This is a genomic window from Corynebacterium faecium (assembly GCF_027257105.1).
GTDB lineage: Bacteria > Actinomycetota > Actinomycetes > Mycobacteriales > Mycobacteriaceae > Corynebacterium > Corynebacterium lehmanniae.
On sequence record NZ_JAPYJX010000003.1, the window covers coordinates 58,237 to 78,503 of the forward strand.

A 20,267-nucleotide genomic window follows, 5' to 3' on the forward strand; every position below is an offset into this window, starting at 1 on the left:
ATGAATTCCGCAACTTCCGCGATTGCGCGCGGCGTCGCCACCATCACCCACGACGGCACCGTCCTTGACGTCTGGTACCCCGCACCGTTAGTAGATGAGCCGGTTGAGGAGACCGGGACGCGTCGATTGGCAGAGCCCGACGCCCGCTTCGAAGAGCTCGTCGGCCCGGACGAGGCGCGCGGCGTGGCACGCGTGGCCGTGGAAACCGCGATCAAGGACCTGGCCGAGCCGGCCGTCGATGCGTACGACGTCTACCTGCGCCTGCACTTGTTGTCGCACCGTCTGATCCGCCCCCACGGCGCGAACATGGACGGCGTGTTCGGATTGCTGTCCAACGTGGTGTGGACCAACTACGGCCCCTGCGCCGTCTCCGATTTCCAGATGACCCGCGGCCGCCTCGCCGCCAAGGGCCCCGTCGTGGTGTTCTCCGTGGACAAGTTCCCGCGCATGGTCGACTACGTCGTCCCGTCCGGCGTGCGCATCGGCGACGCTGACCGCATCCGCCTGGGCGCCCACCTCGCCGAAGGCACCACCGTCATGCACGAGGGCTTTGTGAACTTCAACGCCGGCACGCTCGGCGCCTCCATGGTTGAGGGTCGCATCTCCGCAGGCGTTGTCGTCGGCGACGGCACCGACATCGGCGGCGGCGCCTCCATCATGGGCACCCTGTCCGGCGGCGGCAAGGAAGTCATCTCGCTTGGCGAGCGCTGCCTGCTCGGCGCGAACGCCGGCGTGGGCATTTCGCTCGGCGACGACTGCATCGTCGAAGCCGGCCTCTACGTCACCGCCGGCACCAAGGTCGTGCTCACCGCGCCGGTGGCCGAAGCTCTGGGCAAGGACGCTGGCGCCACGGTGAAGGCGCTCGAGCTCTCCGGCGCGAACGGTCTGCAGTTCCGCCGCAACTCCGTCACCGGCTCCGTCGAGGCTGTGCCCGCGAAGGGCATCGAGCTCAACGAAGCGCTGCATGCCAACTAACGTGCCCCTCCTCCGCGACGCGGAGTTGACGCTGCTGCCCTGGAGCGACGTCGATTCATTGCCGGGGGTGCGCGCCGACATTGTGGCCACCAGCAACGACCCTGCGATGGTGCGCTGGACCACCGTGCCGCACCCCTACACCGGTGCGCACGCCGACGATTTCCTCGCCGCTGTGCCGGAGGGCGTTGAGCGGTGGGCGTATGTGGTTGACGGCCGCTACGCCGGAAGCATCGAGCTGCGCCCCGGCGGCGTGTTGGGCTACAGCACCGCACCGTGGGCCCGGGGTCGGGGGCTGACCACCCGGGCGCAGCGTCTTGTCGCCGCCCGAGCATTTTCCCGCGGTGTGAAGCATCTGGAGCTCCACATCGCAGTGGACAACGCCGCCTCGCGCCGCGCCGCCGAGAAGGCGGGATTCACCTACGACTGCCTTCTCCCCGACCCAGTGCGCCTGCGCGGCCAGGAGGACACGCTGGCCCGCTACGTCCTCCGCGCCCCTGAGGAACCAGAGCCAAACAGCACCTCCATCGCCCCGTAGGGGTGGTACCGGTTCGCAGCGGGGATCCCGTTCGGTGAGACCCACGTTGGGGTCCCCTTGACGCGTTTCACGCTGCCGCGGCGGTTGGCGTGCGAGGCGATGTCGTGGTTGATCTGGTTGTGGTAGCGGCACACCGGCACGAGGTTGGCCATGTTCGTCTCCCCTCCCTCGGCCCACGACTGCATGTGGTGGATCTCGCAGGAGTCGGAGCCATGGCGGCAGCCCGGCCACGGGCACACCGTCAGCGTCAACCGGGCGAGGTCGCGCTGCTTGTCGTTGGCGTAGCGCTGCGTCTGGTACAGGTTCAGCGCGCCTTCGGTCGGGTGAAACAGCGCTACCTCTGCGAGCTCGGGCTCCGATGCTAGGTATTCGGCGCCGGTGATGGTGGTGCCGTCGGTGAGTCCGAGGATCACGTCGTCTCCGTCGCCGGAGAGGATCTGCACGTGCTGGTCCAGCCCCACCACCACAATCGGGCGGCGAACGGCGAAAGGTAGGCCTCCGCCGCATCCCCGTACTAGATCGAGGAATCTTCGCAGCATCTGCGGCCCCGGCGGCTTGGTCGGGTCGAGGTCCTCGCGCAGGTAGGCCTCGATGTCGGCGGCGTCGTGCTCGTCGGCAGTGATCTGGATCGAGCGCCTGCCATGCACGGACCGTCCAAACCTGACCTGCAGTTTCGGCTTTGTCCGTGCCGGCTTGAGAATCAGCCTGTCGGCCTTGGCTTTCAGCTCGCGGTGGGTGGTGAGCTTTTCCAGCAGCTTGCGGCGCACGCGCCACCGCTCGGCTTCGTTGGGGATCTTCTTTAACCGGTCTTCGATGTAGACCAGCTGGCTCAGCGGGAACGCTTCGGCGGCCTTGCGGGCGAGGCGTTGGTGTTTGGTCCACCGTGTGGGCCCGAAGTAGACCTTGTGGATCGCTTCCCACTTGCTGGCCAGGTTCGGTATCACGCCGGCGGCGATGGCGGCGCGCTTGTCAAAGCCTTCAAGCACGCGGATGGTCGGTTGTGTGTTCAGAAACTCTTGGAATGGTGTCATGGCACACAAGCTATGGTCGCGCAAGCCCCAAATCTAGACCCGGGCGAAAATGTGGATAACTTTTCCTGAGAATTTCACAATCCCCAGCTAGACGGCAGATTTTGGCTTTCCGAAGGTCCAGAATTTGTTGATGATGAAGTTCACCGGCATGGCGATGAACGTCGAGATGGCTTGCGCCCAGTAGGACTTGGTGCGCAGTCCGGAGGAGTCGTCGAAGATGTGGTCCGGCAGCCCAATCGGCGTGGTGGGGTTCATCAAAAGCGTCATGCACGTCAGCGACACGGCGAACGCGAGCGCGCCGGTAGCCAAGAACGGGAAGAAGCCGCGCAGCCAGGTGCGCGCGTGCACCCCGCGGAAAGTCCAGGACCGGTTGAGCTGATAGTTCCAGGTGTTCGCCAGCAGGAACGCGAGCGTGGACAGGACGTGGTACCAGCGAACGTTCCACCGTGTGGCACCGAGTTGCATGACCACGTCGTTGGCGTGAAGGTCAAGGCCGTTTTCCAAGGCCTTGTTGGCCAGGTAGAACACGACGAAGTTCACCAGCACGCCGGAGCCGCCGACGATGCCGAAGCGCAGGAATTGGCGCAGCCCGGCAACGAATCGCACCGCGGTGCTCCCGCCGGCTGGTGCAACGGCGTGCTCGTGCGTCACGGACAACCTCCTCGTAAAAGTACGCAAAACTTACGTAAGTGTAGTCCTGGGAGGTCGAAGTTAAGAAACCAGGCGCTTGGCGGCTTCGGCGATGCGCTCGTCGGTGGCGGTCAGCGAGATACGCACGTGGTTCGCGCCGGCCGGCCCGTAGAAGTGTCCGGGGGCTGCGAGGATGCCGCGGTCTGCGAGCCAGTCAAGCGTTTCGCGGGAGCTCATTGCTTCTCGACGGCACCAAAGGTACAACCCGGCATCAGAGTCGTCGATAGTAAAGCCCGCTTCAGGCAGCGCCTTCATGAGTTCGACGCGGCGCATGGCGTAGGTGGAGCGTTGCATTTCCTCGTGCATGTCGTCGCCGAGGGCTGCGACCATGGCGGCCTGGATGGGGCCGGGCACGATGAGGCCGGAGTGCTTGCGCACGAGCAGCAGCTCCTGCACGAGCGCCTCGTCGCCGGAGATGGTGCCGGCGCGATACGACGCCAGGTTGGATGTCTTCGACAGCGAGTGCAGCGCGAGCAGCCCAGTGTTGTCGCCGTCGGTGACGGACGGGTGCAGAATGGACACCGGCTCGGCGGACCAGCCGAGGTAGAGGTAGCACTCGTCGGAGGCGATGATCGCGCCGGTGTCGCGGGAGAACTCCACCCAGGCGCGCAGCTCGTCCGCGGACGCCACTGCCCCGGTCGGGTTCGACGGGGAATTGACGAACACCAAGGCGGCGTCGCGTGGGGCGGCCGCGGGGTCCTCGCAACGCACGACCTCGCAGTCGGCCATGAGCGCGCCGACCTCGTAGGTGGGGTACGCGACCTCAGGGATGACCACCTTCGCGCCGCGCAGGCCGAGCAGCGTGGGCAGCCACGCCACGGCCTCCTTCAGGCCGATCACGGGCAGCACGGAGCGCTCGTTCAGCCCGGCGATGCCGAAGCGGCGCTCAAGCGAAGAGACGATCGTGGCGCGCAGCTCGGGCGTGCCTGCGGTCTGCGGGTAGCCGGGTGCGGCGGCGGCCTCGGTCAGCGCGAGCTGGATCGACGGGGCGACCGGGTCGACGGGCCCGCCGACGGACAGGTCGATCAGCCCGCCTTCGTGCGCGGCGGCGCGCTCGCGCACGTCCGCGATGGTGTCCCAGGGAAAGTCCGGCAGCCGCGATCTGAGTGGAGTGCGAGCCAACGGTTTAGTCCTGGTTCTGTGGCGGCAGGGCGGCCACGAACGGGTGGTCGTAGTCCTGCGGGCCGGTCTTGGCGGCGCCGCCCGGGGAGCCGAGCTCGTCGAAGAAGCCGACGTTGACGTCGTAGTATTCGCTCCACTCGTCGGGGGTGTCGTCCTCGTAGAAGATGGCCTCGACCGGGCATGCAGGTTCACAGGCGCCGCAGTCGACGCACTCGTCGGGGTGGATGTAGAGCATGCGCTTGCCCTCGTAGATGCAATCAACGGGGCATTCTTCAACGCAGCTGCGGTCCATGATGTCGACGCACGGTTGAGCAATCACGTAAGTCATAGCAAACAGTATGTCACTTCCGTTGAATCATGGGCCAAACGCCACCCACTATGCCGGCAACGAATAGCATCAACGACCAGCCGGTTGGCGGGAGTACGGCCAGTGAAATGAAAAACGCGCATCCCCACACGCCCAGCGGCGCGAGCGCCCACGTTTCCGACCACAGTCGCGCCGTTTTCGTCAGCACCGCGTTGAACGACAGCGCGACAACCGCCCAGATCCAGTTGAGGTAGACCACCTCCAACACGAGCGAGACGAGCGCGCCGACGCTGAGCCACACCAGCCCGGCGATCGCCTCGCCCCGGGAGAAGTCGTCGCGCACTGCGGGTTGTGTCATCGCGCAATCCCGGAGAGCAGCGAAGCTCCGTCGTCAAGCGGAAGCCCCGCGCCCAGCTGGTAGTGCTCGACGCGCTGGATCGGCTGGATGATCAGGTTCGACAGCGCGTAGTAGACCACCGGGCCGGCGGCGAGCGCGGCGTGGGGGTTGACGTCGGTGGTGCGCCCGTCCGCGATCCACAGCTGGGTGGCGTGGGCGCGCATCGCCTCGACTTTGGCACTGTAGGAGGCGTCGTTGAGCTCGACGCGGACGTCGGAGGATTCCACGCCGTCGAGCTCGCCGTCGTCGGGCAGGCGCCAGCCCTCGGGCGCCTCGGCGGGCATGAGCGCGGCGGTCTCCTCGGCGAGGCGCACCGCCCACATAATGCGCGGGACGTGCACGCGCTCGGCGGCGGCGTGGGTGATCTCGTGGGCGCGGATGTGGTCCGGGTGGCCGTAGCCGCCGTCGGGGCCGTAGGTGAGCACCAGGTGCGGCCTTTCTGCTTCGAAGATGGCAGCAAGCTTCTCGACGGCCACGTCTCCCGAATTCACAAACGCCCGCGGGTTCTTACTCGCCGGCGAGCCCGCCATGCCGGAGTCGCGGAAGCAACCGGCACCGCCGAGGAACTGCCCGCGCGCGCCGATTGCGGCGAGGGAGCGCTGCAGCTCCTGGATGCGGAAACCGCCGAGCTGGTCCGCCTCGTCGGCGACAAGGTGCTGGTAGGGCTCGCCGATGACCTCACCCTCCTCACCGAGGGTGCAGGTGACCACCAGCACGTCCGCTCCGCGGGCCGACAGGTCTGCGAGCGCGCCGGCGGTGGTGATCGCCTCGTCGTCCGGGTGGGCGTGCACGGCTACAACGCGGTAGCCGGAAAGGTCTCTATCGGTCATGGAACCTCCTGTATTTTTGTTCGCCGCCCCACTGTATCGGCCAGCGTCCACGCGCCCGCGGACGACAGCCCGCCGGGCCACTGCCCCGGCTGCGTGCCCGCCGCGCGCACCCCGCCCGCGGTGGCGGCGAGGCGGGTTTCGCGCTGAAGGGGCACCCAGAGCGCTTCCCGGTGCTCAATCGCCGCGACGCGTTCGGCCGCTGTTTCTGGCGGGATGTCGCCGGCGAGGATGGCGCGTGCCAGCTCGTCGCCGGCGACAGAGCAAAAGCCCGCGAGGTTGCCGGCGCGGCCGGTTTCTGCAGGGCAGGCGATGCGGCTGGCCAGTATGTTCGCGGGGGCGTCTGCGGAATCGCCGTCGTTGCGCCAATGCACCACGATGTCCACCTCGCCCGCTGGCAGGCTGCGCGCGGCGATGGCGGGCAGCTCGTTGGCCACGATGCGGGCGGGCACACCGACGTTGTCCAGCAGGTCCACCAGCGAACGCGCAGCCGCGGTGGCCGCCGGGTCAGCCGCGTCCGCGGCGACGCGCAGCACCTTGCCGTCGGCGGCGAGGGCGTGCAGCAGCGCCAGCGAACCGGGCTCGGTCGGTGCCGAGGCATCCACGTTGGTGCTGCGGCGGGCGGCGATGTGGGCGAGCAGGGGGACGTCGATAAGCGAACGCACCTCGGCGCGCGCCTGCGCCGAAAGCCCGCTGGTGGCGGACAGTGTGACGCCCAAGGTGCGGTCGCCCGGGAACGTGCGGGTGTCCACGTCCGGGATCAGCCCGAGCACATCCGCGGTGGTGTCCTGCGGCACCATGTCCACGAACGCGAGCTGGCCGCTGCGCAGCTGATCCGCCACCTGGGTGGTGTCGCGCGCCGCGGCGAGGGTGAGGATGTCGATCGGCGCCGGGTCCGGGCCCCAGAACCTGTCATTGCGGTTCAGCGTGACGGTGCCGTGCGCCCGGTCCACGCTGCGCACCAGGTAACGGCCCGCTGACGCCGGGACGGTGTTGCGCAACGCGTAGGCAAAATCGGCGGCGTCCGCGGCAAGCAAGTGCGACGGCAACAGGTGGCGGAACAGCACCCGCCAGTCCCCCACCGGCTGCGCGAAATCCACGTCCACGACCTTCCCGCCGGGCCCGCTGACGCGCACGTTGGACACCGCGCGGTACGCGGCCGGGTCCACCACACCGGCGGTTTGTGTCATTCCGCGCCACAGGTAGGCGAAGTCCGAGCCGGTGATCGGGGTGCCGTCGGACCACTGCGCGTTCGGCGAGATGACGTAGCGCACCGTGAACGCGTCCGGCGATGTCGGCAGCACCGACGCCCCGACAAGCAGGTTCGGGTCCTTCGTGCCGTCCGCCTGGAACGCGCTGGGCAGCACAAGGTCTGCGATGCCGCGCACCACGGCGGATTCGTCGCCGACCAAGTGCGGGTTGAACCCCGCGCGCACCTGGTCGATGCCGATTTGGGCCTGCGGGCGGCCGTTGGCCGGCTCTTGGCCGGTGTCTTGTTCTTCGGCGTCGGCGTTGTCGGCGCCGTTGCTGTCGGCGTCGTGCTCTGAAGCGGCATCGGGGCGGTCCTCCGGCTCCACCAGCGGCGGCGGGCCCGGGTTGGCCGCGCACGACGCCGTAAGGCAGAGCACAGAAAGCGCCGCCGCAGCACGGGTGGCTGGGCGGCGCGTTCTACTTGGGTGCATGGAAGAACAGGCTAGCTGTTCTTCTGCTTCGCGCGGGAGCGGGCGCGGCCGCGCTCGGTGGCGTTGAGGATGATCTTGCGCACGCGCATCGCCTCGGGGGCGACCTCGACGCACTCGTCGTCGTCGCAGAACTCGATGGCCTCGTCCAGGGAGAGGGTGCGGGCCTTCTGCAGCGTGACCGTGGCGTCCGCGGTGGCGGAGCGCATGTTGGTCAGCTTCTTTTCCTTGGTGATGTTGATGTCCATGTCTTCGTCGCGGGAGTTCGCGCCGACGACCATGCCCTCGTAGGTTTCCGCGCCGGGCTCGACGAAGAAGTCGCCGCGGTCTGCCAGCTGCTGCAGGGCGTAGGCAGTGACCTGGCCGGAGCGGTCGGCGACCAGGGAGCCGGTCGGGCGGCCCTTGATCTCGCCGGCCCACGGGCGGTGCTCGATGGAGTAGGAGTTGGCGATGCCGGCGCCGCGGGTCTCGGTGAGGAAGGTGGTGCGGAAGCCGATCAGGCCTCGCGACGGCACGTCGAACTCCATGCGCACCCAGTCGCCGGAGCCGGTGTTGGACATCGAGGTCATCTGGCCCTTGCGGTTGGCCATCAGCTGGGTGACGGCGCCCTGGTGCTCGGACGGGACGTCGATGATCATGTGGTCGTACGGCTCGTAGGTCTTGCCGTCGACTTCCTTGGTCACCACCTGAGGCTTGCCCACGGTCAGTTCGAAGCCCTCGCGGCGCATGGTTTCGATGAGCACGGTCAGGGCCATCTCGCCGCGGCCCTGCACCTCCCACGCGTCCGGGCGGTCGGTGGGCAGCACCTTGATGGAAACGTTGCCGATCAGCTCTTGGTCCAGGCGGGCCTTGACCATGCGGGCGGTGAGCTTGTCGCCGCCGTTGCGGCCGGCCATCGGGGAAGTGTTCACGCCGATGGTCATGGAGATCGCGGGGTCGTCGATGACGATGCGCGGCAGCGGCTCAACGTTCTCCGGGTCGCAGAGGGTGTCGCCGATCATGATGTCCTCGACGCCGGAGATGGCGGCGATGTCGCCTGCGACCACGTCGCCGGTGGCCGGGACGCGGTCCAGGCCCTCGGTGACCAGAAGCTCGGCGACCTTGACGTTCTTGACCTGCTGGTTGCCCTCAGAGTCGTAGTGGACCCAGGCGACATTCTGGCCCTTCTTCACGGCGCCCTTGTACACGCGGATCAGCGCGATGCGGCCGAGGAAGGAGGAGGAGTCCAGGTTGGTCACCTGCGCCTGGAATGGCGCGTCGATCTCGGCGGACGGCTCCGGCAGCACGTCGTAGATGACGTCGAACAGCGGCTGCAGGTCCTCGTTGTCCGGCAGGTTGCCGTTGCCCGGGTTCTCCAGGGAGGCGCGGCCCGCGCGGCCGGAGGTGTAGAGCACCGGCAGCTCGAGCAGGTTCTCCGCGGCCTCGGCGGCCTCCGGGTCCTCCAGGCCTGCGCCGAGCTCGAGGAGCAGGTCCTGGGCCTCCTCGACAACCTCGTCGATGCGGGCGTCCGGGCGGTCCGTCTTGTTCACGCAGATGATGACCGGCTTCTTCGCCTCGAGTGCCTTGCCCAGGACGAAGCGGGTTTGCGGCAGCGGACCTTCGGATGCGTCGATAAGCAAAACAACGCCGTCGACCATGGACAAGCCGCGCTCGACCTCGCCGCCGAAGTCGGCGTGGCCCGGGGTGTCGATGACGTTGATGACCAGGTCCGCGCCGTCCTTGCCCTTGCCGGCGCGACGGATGGCGGTGTTCTTGGCCAGAATGGTGATGCCGCGCTCGGACTCGAGCTCGCCGGAGTCCATCACGCGGTCGCCGTGCTCGCCGTGGTCGCCGAACACGCCGGACTGCTCCAGCATGGCGTTGACCAGGGTGGTTTTACCGTGGTCGACGTGGGCGACGATGGCTACGTTGCGAAATTCAGGGTGCGACACAGAGATAGGTCCTTTGCGTTGGCGGAAATAACGCCTAAACGATACTCCCGCCTGCGCTGAATCGCATTATCCCGCCTGCCCCACGGAGCTTGTGGGCGCGCAGGATTTCCACAGCGATTTAACAATTCCACTTGACGTTGTTACGGATGTGACTAATGTGGCGCGAGTGCACAACTATCTTTCGCTCTCCAGGACCGTCGTTGCGGCGGTGTGCGCTGCCGGTTTGTTGGTGACCGGAAGCGTCGCTAAGCAAACTGCTTCTGCGCAGTCCTCTTTCCTCGACCCGCTGGGCCGGCCCACGCCTGAGACGGTCGCGCGCGTGAACGCGTTCGCAGACCAGCCTCACGTCCCGCAGGCAGTGGGCAATGCGCTGCGCACCGCGGTGCAGTTCTACGCCGGCGGCGACGAAATCGGCGGCCCGCCGCTGCCTGCCGACGCCCCACGGTTCACCCAGTTCTACTGGCCCACAGTCTCCGGCAACTGCATCGGCAAGGGACTACACTCCACCGCCTCCGCGATCGCGGTGCCCGGCCCCGCCCAATCCCCCGCCCCGGGCGCGAAGGCGGGCCAGACCACCTTCGTCTTCACCGCACTGGGCACCCCGGCGGCCGCGAAGGAACAGGGCGGCATGAAGGTGTACTGGATCAACCTGGGCAATTTCCGCACGGGCGTAACGCCGTTGGGCAATAACGGGATTAACCCAACAGGACCAGCCACCCTGTCCGCGACCGCGGACACGGGCTCCGGGCGGGTCTTGGCAGTGGTCGACGGGAGTGTGCGCACCGTCGACAAGGTCTGCCCCTTTGCACCGACCGCCGCATCTATAGACGTGAGGTAACCAATGGCCGCCGATCTGCACCCCGTGAAGCAGGAGACGTTCGACACCGCAGCGAACATCAACACCGACCCGAAGGGCTTTTTGCGCGAGGTGGACACGTTCCGCGTCACCGACTTCGGCCTGTATATGGGCCGCGGTGCGGATCATCCGGAATTCGGCTACCTGGAGAGCTGGCTGCTGCCGGAGCTTGGGCTGCGGGCAAACATCTTCCACTGGCGCGAAGGCGCCGGGTACGAGCATGACTTCTACTTCGATATCGCCGACATCGACGTTGATGGCGACGTGTGGCGCACCCGCGACCTCTACGTCGACATCGTGTCACTTACCGGCAATCCGATCGACGTGCTGGACATCGACGAGCTCGCCGCCGCCACGTCTGCGGGCTACATCACCGCCGAGGACGCGGAGAAGGCTATCGACGTCACGCTGGCCGCCGTCGAAGGCATCACCCGGCACGGCGACGACGCGATGGAGTGGCTGCGCGCCCAGGGCATCGAACTGACGTGGGCAGAGAACGTGGAGCTGACTCCGGTCGGTTAATTCACCTCGCGTTCACCCCATCCACCGCCACGGTGGATGGGGTTTTTGCGTTCTGTGAATATCATTCACATTTTCTATAGTCCGGCAGCTTTCGCTGTTCGCACGTGACGCCCGGCATGAAGTGCCGTTTTGTCAAACTATTCGAGTTTGCTGGAGACAAGCTGGGCATAAAACGCAAAATACTTTCCCAAATCAATGTGAACTGTATTACACGTGCGGTAGGTTGTGTTCAACCTGATTCACGTCGTGTTTACCGAACGGTGCTGTACGAACCGTGTGCAGGGGCCGCCGGAAGTTTCTCCGGCACCATTGCCCGCCTTGGGCAACCGTCGCAAAGCAATCTGCGGACGGACGACCTACGAAAGGAACTGACCATGAGCAAACGCCTCCGTGTCGCGGCCCTCGCCGGCCTCTCCTCCATTTCTCTCGTCCTCGCCTCCTGTTCCTCGGACGGAAACTCCGAGGGCACAGCCGCAGGTGGCGGCCAGGACACCGCAAACACCAAGGCCGAAAAGTCCGGTGACAACGGCGAACAGCTCGAGGTCAACGCAGCGGGCGACTACAACCCGCTCGAGCGCGACCAGATCCAGGACGGCGGCGAGCTCACCCTCGCGATCACCGAGATCGCCGAGCAGCAGAACCTGTTCCACGCGAACATGAACCTGTACACCCGCTCGCTGTGGACCAAGTACAACCCGCAGCTTTCGCTCTTCGATGGTGACGGCACCTACCACCCGAACCCGGCGTACCTCACCGATGTCAAGGACGAGACCGTCGACGGCAAGACCGTGGTGACCTACACCATCAACCCGGAGGCCAACTACAACGACGGCACCCCGATCGACTGGACCGCCTACGAGAACACCTGGAAGTTCAACAACGGCACCAACCCGGACGTGCAGGTCAACTCCACCGACGGCTACGAGCTGATCGAGTCCGTCGAGCGCGGCGCAGACGACAAGCAGGCCGTGGTCACCTTTAAGCAGGCGTACCCGTGGTGGGAAGGCCTCTTCGATTCCTTGGTTCCGCCGCAGGTCAAGGATGCCGACACCTTCATGAACGCCTACCTCAAACAGGTCCACCCCGAGTGGGGCGCAGGCCCGTTCAAGGTGGAAAACGTCGACTTCGAAGGCGGCACCGCATCCTTCGTACCCAACGAGAAGTGGTGGGGCGAGAAACCGAAGCTGGACAAGATCACCTTCCGCCAGATGGAGGACCAGGCATCCCTGAACGCCTTCCGCGCAGGCGAGCTCGATGCCACCGGCGTTGGCACCCGCGACCGCCTGGCCACTGCGAAGGAGATGGGCGATGCGGTGGAGATCCGCACCGCGCTGCGTCCGTCCACCTTCCTCATGACCATCAACTCCACTGCCCCGGGCCTGGAGGACATCAAGGTCCGCGAGGCGATCATGCGCGGCGTGGACCGCGAGCAACTCGCCGCGATCCGCTTCCAGGGCCTCGGCTACAAGGAGGACCTGCCGGGCTCGTTCAACCTCTTCCAGACTCAGGACGGCTACGAGGACAACTTCGGCGAGGTTGTCCAGTACGACCCGGAGAAGGCCAAGGAACTGCTGAAGGAGGCGGGCTACGACGAGGCGAACCCGCTGTCCATCCGCTACGTCACCCTCGGCGACTCCCCGATGGCGCAGGCCACCACCTCCGCCCTGCAGGCGATGCTGCGCAACATCGGCATCGACGTCCAGGTGGAGGAGCGCCCGAGCTCCGACTTCTCCAAGGTCACCGCTGAGCGCGACTTCGACCTGTTCATGTCCGGCTTCAGCTCCTCCGACCCGTTCGGCGTGGCGTACTTCGGCCAGATCTACGCATCCGACTCCGAGCTGAACAAGTCCGGCACCGGCACCCCGGAGATGGACAAGCAGATCGAAGAGCTGCAGCAGATCCCGGACGCGGACGAGCAGATCAAGCGCGCCAACGAGCTGGAGAAGGAAGCCCTGAAGCAGTACGGCATCATGCCGTACGCGAACGGCCCCGAGATCGTGGCCGTGAAGAAGGGCCTTGCCAACTACGGCGCTGCGTCCTTTGCAGTCCTGCCGATCGAGAACGTGGGCTGGGCAAAGTAACCCCGCCTGCTACCTGGTGAAACACCCGCAATGAGTGTGAGCCCGCCCAGCGTGAGCACTGGGCGGGCTTCCGCACTTGCATCGCCGAAAACCTCCTGCACACCCGCTGACACCGGAACTGAGAGCGCACATGTTTCGATACCTGCTCAGGAAGACACTGAGTTGGGGCCTGATCGTTTTCTTGGCCACCAACCTGACCTACTTCCTCGCTAGCTTTTTCCTCGACCCGCGAGCCAACTACTTCGGCCGCCGCCCACCTTTGCCCGAAGATCAGATCGACGCCCTGCTCGAGCCGTTGAATTTGAGCCCGAACACCCCGCTCATCGAGCGCTGGTGGACCTGGCTCACCGGCATTCTCACACGCTGGGACTGGGGCAAGTCCCCGCTCGGCGACTCGGTGAACGAGCAGGTCTCCTACCGCATCTGGGTCTCCGCCCAGCTGACACTGGGTGCGACCTTGCTGTCCATCATCATCGGTGTCGCGTTGGGCGTGTACACCGCGTCGCGCCAGTACAAGCGCGCCGACCGCATGTGGCAGGGCATCTCCATCATCACCATGAACATCCACGTGGTGGTGGCGTCCATCGCCGTGGTGTGGCTCGGACTGAAACTCAACGAATGGACCGGCAAGCGCATCTTCTACGTCACCGGCGCGTCCACCCCAGGCGTCGAGGGCTTCGGCCCGAAGATGCTGGACTACGCCCAGCACCTGGTGCTGCCCACGCTGTCGCTGCTGATCATCTCCTACGCCGGCTACCACTTCATGCAGCGCACACTGCTGCTGGACAACTTAAACGCCGACTACGTGCGCACGGCTCGGGCGAAGGGTCTGACCAAGGCGCAGGCCGTTCGTCGTCACGCACTGCGCACCTCGCTGATCCCCGTGGCGACCTCGGTGGCGTTCTCTGTGCCCGGCATTTTCACCGGTGCAGTGATGACCGAGCGCATCTTCGCCTGGCAGGGCATGGGCCAGTACTTCATCCAGACAATTTCGCGTAACGACGTCCACGGGGTCGTCGTCGTGGCTGCGTTCGGCGCCGCCATGACTGCCGTCTCCGCCATCCTGGCCGACCTGATCGTCGTCGCCCTCGACCCGCGCGTGCGCGTGAGCTAAGGAGCACCGAAATGGCACCGAATACCTCCCGCGGCGTATCCCGCAAACTGAAAGATCCCCGCGCGCACAGCTCGACCAGCCTGGGCATGCACGCGAACATGCCGCTCAACGACCTCACCGCCATCTCCGAGACCGGCCGCCAGGCTGATGGTGTGAGAAGCGAGGAGCGCGACACTGCACCGCCCGCCCCGAAGCAGGGCAACAGCATCGACGACCAGCGGACGATGCGCGCGACGCGGAAATCCAAGATCTACTTCCGCCGCTTCATGCGCAACAAGGCTGCGGTCCTCGGCCTGATCATTTTCTTCCTGTTGGTCTTGCTCGCCGTCTTCGGCAAGTTCCTCACCCCGTGGAACTACCAGGACCCGGACTTTTTGAACCTGTCCGTGCCACCGTCGTCAGAGCACTGGTTCGGCACGACAGATTCCGGCAACGACCTGTTCGCCCAAGTGGTCCACGGCCTGGGCCGCTCGCTGACGATTGCGGTGCCGGCATCCATTGCCACCACGATCATCTCCGCACTCATCGGCGCAGGCGCGGCGCTTTACGGCGGCAGGGTGGAAAAGGTCATCCTGGCCGTCATCCACTTCCTGCTGGCTGTGCCGACCTTCCTCATCATCGCCCTGCTGGTCTCCGGCTCGGGCGGCGATTGGAAGGTGCTCACCGTCGTGCTCATCGCATTCGGCTGGATGTACTCGGCGCGTGTGATCTGGTCGCTGTCGCTGTCCATCCGCGAGAACGACTACGTGCGCGCCGCGAAGTTCATGGGCGTCTCCCGCCCGCAGACGATCGTGCGCCACGTCATCCCGAACGTCGCATCGCTGCTGATCATCCAGCTGATGCTGGGCATCGTCTCCACCATCATGTCGGAGACCGCGCTGTCCTTCCTCGGCCTTGGCGTGAAGCTTCCCGACGTGTCCCTGGGCACCTTGCTGCAGACGGGCACCTCGACGCTGATCACCGCCCCGTGGCAGTTCTACTTCCCGGCGCTGATCCTGACCCTGCTCACCGTGTCCATGGCGTTCATCGCAGACGGCCTGCGTGACGCGCTCGACCCGAACTCGAACTCCGGAGGTTCCGCAGCATGACAACCAGCATCCACAACCCCGGCGGCGCAGGCTTCGGCGGCGCGGCCCCGGCGCCTACCGGCGACCCGGTGCTGTCCGTGCGCGACCTCCACGTCTCCTTCCCCTCGGAGGCGGGCGTGGTCCGGGCGGTGCGCGGCGTGGACTTCGACCTCTACCCCGGCCGCACACTCGGCATCGTGGGCGAGTCCGGCTCCGGCAAGTCCGTCACCTCGCTCGCCGTGATGGGGCTGCTACCTGAGTACGCGAACGTCACCGGCTCGGTGAAGTTCGCCGGCGACGAGCTGCTGGGTAAATCCGATAACGCGATGTCCAAGATCCGCGGCAACGGCATCGGCATGATCTTCCAGGACCCGCTGTCCGCACTGACCCCGGTCTACGACATCGGCACCCAGCTGGTGGAGGCGATCCAGGCGCACAACAGCATCTCCAAGTCCAAGGCGATGGACCGCGCCGCGGAGCTGCTCGATCTCGTGGGCATCCCGGAGCCGAAGAAGCGCCTGCGCTCCTTCCCGCACGAGTTCTCCGGCGGCATGCGCCAGCGCGTCGTCATCGCGATTGCGATCGCGAACAACCCGAAGGTGCTCATCGCCGACGAGCCGACCACCGCGCTCGATGTGACCATCCAGGCGCAGATCCTCGAAGTGATCAAGAAAGCCCAGCGCGAAACCGGCGCCGCCTGCATCATGATCACCCACGACATGGGTGTCGTCGCCGGCACCGCGGACGACGTGCTGGTGATGTACGGCGGCCGCCCGGTGGAGCGCGCCGAGGTGCACGAACTGTTTGGCAACCCGAAGATGCCGTACTCCGTGGGTCTTTTGGGCTCCACCCCGCGCGTGGACCAGCCGTCCACAGAGCCGCTGACGTACATCGAGGGCAACCCGCCAATGCTTATCGACGTCGCGGACCGCTGCCAGTTCGCCCCCCGCTGCCCCATCGCAGTCGACGAGTGCCTGGCCAAGGAGCCGGCGCTGATCCCGGACAAGGGCGATGACGACGAACACCTGGTCGCCTGCATCCGCCGCGATGAGATCGTGGAGGGCAAGATCGGCGGCAAGCCGCTCTTCCCCGCCCCGAAACTGCCGGAGAACAAGTACGCGGGCATCCCGCGCGAGGACCGGGAGATCACGCTCGAGGTGGAGAACCTGCACCGCGAATTCCCCCTGACCAAGGGCGCGCTGGTCAAGCGCCGCATCGGCACGGTCCACGCGGTCAAGAACATCTCCTTCGACGTGCGCGCCGGCGAGTGCATGGCGATTGTGGGCGAGTCGGGCTCCGGCAAGACCACCACGCTGCTGGAGATTATGAACCTCGAGCCGGAGCCGGATTCGCGCATCGTCATCTGCGGCCAGGACGCGGCGAAGATGAACACCGCGCAGCGCCGCGAGGCCCGCAAGAACATCCAGATGGTCTTCCAGGACCCGATGAGCTCGCTCAACCCGCGCATGACGGTCAAAGAGATCATTCAGGAGCCGCTGGACGCGCTCGGCTACGAGGGCGACAAGGACGCCCGCATCTCCGAGCTGATGCGCACCGTGGGATTGGACGCGAAGCAGCTGGACCGCTTCCCCGGCCACTTCTCGGGTGGCCAGCGTCAGCGCATCGGCCTCGCCCGCGCCCTTGCGACGAACCCGTCGGTGATCGTGCTGGATGAGCCGGTCTCTGCGCTGGACGTGTCCATCCAGGCGGGCGTGATCAACCTGCTGGATTCACTGAAGCGCAAGCTCGGCCTGTCCTACCTGTTCGTCGCGCACGACTTGTCGGTGGTGCGCCACCTGTCGGACCGCGTGGCGGTGATGTACAAGGGCGACTTCGTGGAGTTCGGCGAGACGGACGACGTCTTCGACAACCCACAGCACCCCTACACCAAGGCGCTGCTGTCGGCGATCCCGATCCCAGATCCGGACGCCGAGCGTGCGCGCGAGCGCACGGTGTACAAGCCCGAGGAGGTCACACCCTCCTAACCTCCACGTCCACCGGGAGTGCGGGCAGGAGCTTTTCCTGCTCGGCCCACATGTCCCACCAGGGCGCGTAGCCCGGGTCCCGCTGCAGGGCCCGGGCTTTTCGCATCTCTTCGGCCGCGACAACCCGCAGCGTGTCCACTTCCCCGCGCGCTCTCGCCTTGCTTATCGACGCCTCCGTCACCGCCCCCACCCCCTCCACTACGAGGTCCGCGCCGGGCACGAGCGGCACCCACTCCGCACGTTCATTCCGCTCCCAGTCCCAGCGCCAAAAACCGGGGGCCACCGGGTCGAGGACGTCGTCGGCGACCATGCGGGCGCCCTCGGCAAGCCCGCCCCAGCCGGGGTAGAAATCGTCCAGGTGCACCACCTGGATACCCAGTACTGAGCCGATGTGGTTGGCGAGGGTGGTTTTGCCGGAGCCCGAGAGGCCGTCGATAAGCAGTGTGTACGTCATCGCACCGCCCACACCGGGCGCAGGTAGCCGGTCGCCCACGCGAGCGCGAGCGCGACGAGCGCGACGGCGAGGCAGACGGCCATGACCGCCCAGTCGCGGGAGTGCAGTGTGGATTCGCGCGCCCAGGAGCGTGTCCGGGGGCCGCCGAAGCCGCGGGCCTCCATGGCGGTGGCGAGCTTGCCGGCGCGGCGCAGCGACATCACAAGCAGGCCAAAGGACAGGGAGAACCAGTACTTGATCTTGCCCTGGTCGGCGATGCCGCGGGCGCGGCGGGAGCGGCGCATGGCGTCGAGGTCGTCGCGAAGCAGGGTGAGCATGCGAAGTGCCGCGACGGTGCCGATGACGAAGCGTTCCGGCAGGTGCAGCACTTGGGCGAGCCCGTCGCCGAGGTCGGTCGGGTCCACGTCCGCGGACAGCAGCACCACCGGCAGCGCGATGGCGAGCACTCGCAGCACCACCGCCCACGCCAAAGAAACCGACAGCTCGGTGACGTGCACCAGCCCCCACTCGAGGAACGTCTCCCCGCCCGCCTGGCCGTAGAGCGCCATGGGGATGCCCGCCAGCGGCGCGATAAGCAGGATCGGCAGTGCGCGTTTGGCGAAGCGGCCGTAGCCCAGCCCGCACACCGGCACCATGAGCAGCGTGAACGCCAGCACACAGGTGGCGGAGACCCAGTCGATGGTGAACATCAGCGGCGTGGTCAGAAGCACCAGGCCGAGGATGCGGGTGACGGGGTTGATGTCGCGCAGCAGGTTCATCGGTCACCTCCGGCGACGATCTCTACGATGTGGTCGCCCAGCGAGGCGATGAACGCCTCGTCGTGGGTGATGGACATGACGGTCACGCCCTGCTCCGTCAATTCGCGGATCAGGCCGACGAGCTCAACGAAGGTGCGGTCGTCCTGGCCGAACGTGGGCTCGTCCAAGATCAAAAGCTGCGGGGCGTTGACCAGCGCGGTGGCCACCGACAGGCGCCGCTTCTCGCCGCCGGAGAGGGTGAACGGGTTGGCGTTCACCAGGTGTTCCAGGCGCAGGCGCTGCAACAGGTCGTCGATGCGCTCCTGCGGCGCGCCGGACAGCGCCATCTCCTCGCGCACGGTGGCGGTGACGAACTGGTGCTCCGGCTCCTGGAACACGTAGCCGATGCGGTTGGCCAGATCCTGCGACGACCACTTGACCGACGGTGCAGTCAGCCCCTGCCGGATGGTCTCCGAGTACTCCACCTGGCCGCGCTCTGGCGGGGTCAGCCCCGCCAGTACCTGCACGAGCGTGGTCTTGCCGGAGCCGTTCTCGCCGGTGATCACGGTGGAATACCCTTCCGGCGCGCGCATCGTGCGCGGCGGCCCGAAACGCGTGAGCACCTCGTACGTTGCGACGGCCGAAGGCACCCCCGCCGGCACCTTTCTCGCCGGCGGCAGCTCAGGCGCGCCCGGCAGCTCGTCCACGCTGATTCGGGAAAGCCCGGACTGGTCCAGGCGGTAGTACGTCTCCACCACGTCCGCCCAGTGCTTCGGGCGGTGCTCCACCACAATCAAGGTGGCGCCGGTGAGCTGGCAGACGCGGTCCACCGCGGCGATGACCTCGTCGCGCCCGCGCGGGTCTAAGTTGGCGGTGGGCTCGTCCAGGATGAGGATGTCCGCGCCCATCGCGATCACGCCCGCCAGCGCCAGGCGTTGCTTTTGCCCGCCGGACAGGTGCGCGGTGCGGTGGTCCAGGGCGACGTCGAGGCCCACGGCGTCGAGGGCGCGCTCCACCCGCGGCCAGATTTCGTCGCGGGGCACGCCGAGGTTCTCCGCACCGAAGGCGACGTCGTCGCCCACACGCGACAGGATCGTCTGCGCTTCGGGGTCCTGCAGCACCATCCCGACGGTCCCGTCAACGTCCAGGGTGCCGGCGCGGGAGCCGTCCTCGGAGTCGTCGATAAGCTTGGCGATCACCGCAAGCAGCGTCGATTTGCCGGAGCCGGAATCGCCGGTGATCAGGATGCGCTCGCCGCGCTCGACGTCAAGGTCGACGCCGGAAAACGCCGGATCAGGGCGCGTCGCGTGCTGGTAGGACAGCCCCCGGGCGCGGATGACCGGCGCCATCTACGCGGCCTGGTCGAAGCGCTCGCGGCCGGCGCCGAAGCGGTCCAGCGCGCCGGTCTGCGCCAGCGCCTTGACCAGGTAGTAGGCCAGCACGCCGGCGAGGACCGCGCCGGAGATGATCAGGCAGGTCAGGTAGATCAGGTTGAATTGCAGGCTCATCGCGAGGTTCGGCGTGAGGAACAGCTCCAGGATGAACGCGCCGACACCAGCGCCGATACCGGAAAGCACCGCCGTGAACAGGCCGAAACGACGGTAGGCAAAGATCAAGAAAATCAGCTCGGCGCCGAAGCCCTGGGCCAGACCTGAGTAAAGCGTCTCAATGCCCCACTGGCTGCCAAGTACCGCAGAAACGGATGCGGCGACAACCTCGACGAACACCGCGGCACCCGGCTTGCGAATGATCAGGCCACCGAGCACACCGCCAGTGAACCAGATGCCGGTAACCAGACCGCCCAGGCCCGGAGTCAGGGCGTCGAGCGCCTTAAACCCTGCGGCGCCAATGCTGTTCCACACCCAAAACAGCAGGCCGCAGGCCACGCCGAGGACCGCGGCGGTGACGATGTCGATGACACGCCACGAATAATTCTTCGTCATAATCTTCCTTCCTC

20 protein-coding genes are annotated in these 20,267 nt (G+C 66.6%); 8 read left to right on the plus strand and 12 right to left on the minus strand.

Annotated elements, in window-relative coordinates:
- Both dapD and O5O53_RS03740 read left to right on the plus strand, forming a co-directional pair.
- Window positions 1–975 (plus strand): 2,3,4,5-tetrahydropyridine-2,6-dicarboxylate N-succinyltransferase, encoded by a 975-nt coding sequence (gene dapD, locus O5O53_RS03735; protein ID WP_269509164.1) that lies wholly within the window; start codon window positions 1–3, stop codon window positions 973–975.
- Window positions 965–1,510 carry a GNAT family N-acetyltransferase gene (locus tag O5O53_RS03740; RefSeq protein ID WP_269509166.1) on the plus strand — a complete coding sequence of 182 codons (546 nt, stop codon included), beginning with the start codon at window positions 965–967 and terminating at the stop codon, window positions 1,508–1,510. Before dapD ends, O5O53_RS03740 begins: the two co-directional genes overlap by 11 nt.
- Here the strand turns inward: O5O53_RS03740 and O5O53_RS03745 are convergent.
- The 8 genes from O5O53_RS03745 to typA form a co-directional block, all read right to left on the minus strand.
- On the minus strand, window positions 1,453–2,541 hold the full coding sequence (locus tag O5O53_RS03745) for an HNH endonuclease signature motif containing protein (RefSeq protein ID WP_269509168.1): 1,089 nt from the start codon (window positions 2,539–2,541) through the stop codon (window positions 1,453–1,455). The two genes, O5O53_RS03740 and O5O53_RS03745, sit on opposite strands and share 58 nt — an antisense overlap.
- Window positions 2,542–2,628: 87 nt before the next feature.
- On the minus strand, window positions 2,629–3,192 hold the full coding sequence (locus tag O5O53_RS03750; RefSeq protein WP_269509170.1) for a GtrA family protein: 564 nt from the start codon (window positions 3,190–3,192) through the stop codon (window positions 2,629–2,631).
- A gap of 60 nt (window positions 3,193–3,252) precedes the next feature.
- A complete protein-coding gene (gene dapC, locus O5O53_RS03755) occupies window positions 3,253–4,353 on the minus strand; it encodes a succinyldiaminopimelate transaminase (protein WP_269509172.1) in 1,101 nt (366 codons plus the stop codon).
- A gap of 4 nt (window positions 4,354–4,357) precedes the next feature.
- Window positions 4,358–4,681, minus strand: a complete 324-nt coding sequence (gene fdxA, locus O5O53_RS03760; protein ID WP_181192369.1) for a ferredoxin — start codon at window positions 4,679–4,681, stop codon at window positions 4,358–4,360.
- Window positions 4,682–4,694: 13 nt separating this feature from the next.
- Window positions 4,695–5,018: a hypothetical protein gene (locus O5O53_RS03765; protein ID WP_269509174.1), complete on the minus strand. Its 324-nt coding sequence runs from the start codon at window positions 5,016–5,018 to the stop codon at window positions 4,695–4,697.
- Window positions 5,015–5,887 carry an N-acetyl-1-D-myo-inositol-2-amino-2-deoxy-alpha-D-glucopyranoside deacetylase gene (mshB, locus tag O5O53_RS03770; RefSeq protein WP_269509176.1) on the minus strand — a complete coding sequence of 291 codons (873 nt, stop codon included), beginning with the start codon at window positions 5,885–5,887 and terminating at the stop codon, window positions 5,015–5,017. The genes O5O53_RS03765 and mshB overlap by 4 nt, the downstream gene beginning before the upstream one ends.
- Window positions 5,884–7,566, minus strand: coding sequence for an ABC transporter substrate-binding protein (locus O5O53_RS03775; protein ID WP_269509178.1), 1,683 nt, complete (start codon window positions 7,564–7,566; stop codon window positions 5,884–5,886). The genes mshB and O5O53_RS03775 overlap by 4 nt, the downstream gene beginning before the upstream one ends.
- A gap of 11 nt (window positions 7,567–7,577) precedes the next feature.
- Window positions 7,578–9,494 (minus strand): translational GTPase TypA, encoded by a 1,917-nt coding sequence (typA, locus tag O5O53_RS03780; protein ID WP_269509180.1) that lies wholly within the window; start codon window positions 9,492–9,494, stop codon window positions 7,578–7,580.
- Window positions 9,495–9,660: 166 nt separating this feature from the next.
- On the opposite strand from typA, the gene O5O53_RS03785 reads away from it, so the two are divergent.
- From O5O53_RS03785 to O5O53_RS03810, 6 genes are all read left to right on the plus strand, one after another.
- Window positions 9,661–10,332 (plus strand): Rv1157c family protein, encoded by a 672-nt coding sequence (locus tag O5O53_RS03785; protein ID WP_269509182.1) that lies wholly within the window; start codon window positions 9,661–9,663, stop codon window positions 10,330–10,332.
- Between the two features lie 3 nt (window positions 10,333–10,335).
- Complete coding sequence (locus tag O5O53_RS03790) at window positions 10,336–10,872, plus strand: ribonuclease FAU-1 family protein (RefSeq protein ID WP_269509184.1); 537 nt, start codon at window positions 10,336–10,338, stop codon at window positions 10,870–10,872.
- Between the two features lie 374 nt (window positions 10,873–11,246).
- Window positions 11,247–12,953, plus strand: coding sequence for an ABC transporter family substrate-binding protein (locus O5O53_RS03795; RefSeq protein ID WP_269509186.1), 1,707 nt, complete (start codon window positions 11,247–11,249; stop codon window positions 12,951–12,953).
- A 130-nt stretch (window positions 12,954–13,083) separates the two neighbouring features.
- Complete coding sequence (locus O5O53_RS03800; RefSeq protein ID WP_269509188.1) at window positions 13,084–14,067, plus strand: ABC transporter permease; 984 nt, start codon at window positions 13,084–13,086, stop codon at window positions 14,065–14,067.
- A gap of 11 nt (window positions 14,068–14,078) precedes the next feature.
- Window positions 14,079–15,155, plus strand: coding sequence for an ABC transporter permease (locus O5O53_RS03805; protein WP_269509190.1), 1,077 nt, complete (start codon window positions 14,079–14,081; stop codon window positions 15,153–15,155).
- Window positions 15,152–17,119, plus strand: a complete 1,968-nt coding sequence (locus O5O53_RS03810; protein ID WP_269509192.1) for a dipeptide ABC transporter ATP-binding protein — start codon at window positions 15,152–15,154, stop codon at window positions 17,117–17,119. The genes O5O53_RS03805 and O5O53_RS03810 overlap by 4 nt, the downstream gene beginning before the upstream one ends.
- On the opposite strand, the gene O5O53_RS03815 is transcribed toward O5O53_RS03810, so the two are convergent.
- The 4 genes from O5O53_RS03815 to O5O53_RS03830 are packed head-to-tail and all read right to left on the minus strand — an operon-like array spanning window position 17,106 to window position 20,253.
- On the minus strand, window positions 17,106–17,573 hold the full coding sequence (locus O5O53_RS03815) for a nucleoside/nucleotide kinase family protein (protein WP_269509194.1): 468 nt from the start codon (window positions 17,571–17,573) through the stop codon (window positions 17,106–17,108). The genes O5O53_RS03810 and O5O53_RS03815 overlap by 14 nt on opposite strands.
- A complete protein-coding gene (locus O5O53_RS03820) occupies window positions 17,570–18,331 on the minus strand; it encodes an energy-coupling factor transporter transmembrane component T family protein (RefSeq protein WP_269509196.1) in 762 nt (253 codons plus the stop codon). The genes O5O53_RS03815 and O5O53_RS03820 overlap by 4 nt, the downstream gene beginning before the upstream one ends.
- The gene (locus O5O53_RS03825) at window positions 18,328–19,659 is read right to left on the minus strand and encodes an ABC transporter ATP-binding protein (protein ID WP_269509197.1); all 1,332 of its coding nucleotides are present in this window, start codon (window positions 19,657–19,659) and stop codon (window positions 18,328–18,330) included. The genes O5O53_RS03820 and O5O53_RS03825 overlap by 4 nt, the downstream gene beginning before the upstream one ends.
- The gene (locus O5O53_RS03830) at window positions 19,660–20,253 is read right to left on the minus strand and encodes an ECF transporter S component (protein ID WP_269509199.1); all 594 of its coding nucleotides are present in this window, start codon (window positions 20,251–20,253) and stop codon (window positions 19,660–19,662) included.
- Window positions 20,254–20,267: the final 14 nt, after the last annotated feature.

Coding starts and splice junctions, on each gene's coding strand:
- dapD (WP_269509164.1), top strand. CDS start 1: ATGAATTCCGCAACTTCCGCGATTGCGCGCGGCGTCGCCACCATCACC.
- O5O53_RS03740 (WP_269509166.1), top strand. CDS start 965: ATGCCAACTAACGTGCCCCTCCTCCGCGACGCGGAGTTGACGCTGCTG.
- O5O53_RS03745 (WP_269509168.1), bottom strand. CDS start 2,541: ATGACACCATTCCAAGAGTTTCTGAACACACAACCGACCATCCGCGTG.
- fdxA (WP_181192369.1), bottom strand. CDS start 4,681: ATGACTTACGTGATTGCTCAACCGTGCGTCGACATCATGGACCGCAGC.
- O5O53_RS03765 (WP_269509174.1), bottom strand. CDS start 5,018: ATGACACAACCCGCAGTGCGCGACGACTTCTCCCGGGGCGAGGCGATC.
- mshB (WP_269509176.1), bottom strand. CDS start 5,887: ATGACCGATAGAGACCTTTCCGGCTACCGCGTTGTAGCCGTGCACGCC.
- O5O53_RS03775 (WP_269509178.1), bottom strand. CDS start 7,566: ATGCACCCAAGTAGAACGCGCCGCCCAGCCACCCGTGCTGCGGCGGCG.
- O5O53_RS03790 (WP_269509184.1), top strand. CDS start 10,336: ATGGCCGCCGATCTGCACCCCGTGAAGCAGGAGACGTTCGACACCGCA.
- O5O53_RS03795 (WP_269509186.1), top strand. CDS start 11,247: ATGAGCAAACGCCTCCGTGTCGCGGCCCTCGCCGGCCTCTCCTCCATT.
- O5O53_RS03800 (WP_269509188.1), top strand. CDS start 13,084: ATGTTTCGATACCTGCTCAGGAAGACACTGAGTTGGGGCCTGATCGTT.
- O5O53_RS03805 (WP_269509190.1), top strand. CDS start 14,079: ATGGCACCGAATACCTCCCGCGGCGTATCCCGCAAACTGAAAGATCCC.
- O5O53_RS03810 (WP_269509192.1), top strand. CDS start 15,152: ATGACAACCAGCATCCACAACCCCGGCGGCGCAGGCTTCGGCGGCGCG.
- O5O53_RS03815 (WP_269509194.1), bottom strand. CDS start 17,573: ATGACGTACACACTGCTTATCGACGGCCTCTCGGGCTCCGGCAAAACC.
- O5O53_RS03820 (WP_269509196.1), bottom strand. CDS start 18,331: ATGAACCTGCTGCGCGACATCAACCCCGTCACCCGCATCCTCGGCCTG.
- O5O53_RS03825 (WP_269509197.1), bottom strand. CDS start 19,659: ATGGCGCCGGTCATCCGCGCCCGGGGGCTGTCCTACCAGCACGCGACG.
- O5O53_RS03830 (WP_269509199.1), bottom strand. CDS start 20,253: ATGACGAAGAATTATTCGTGGCGTGTCATCGACATCGTCACCGCCGCG.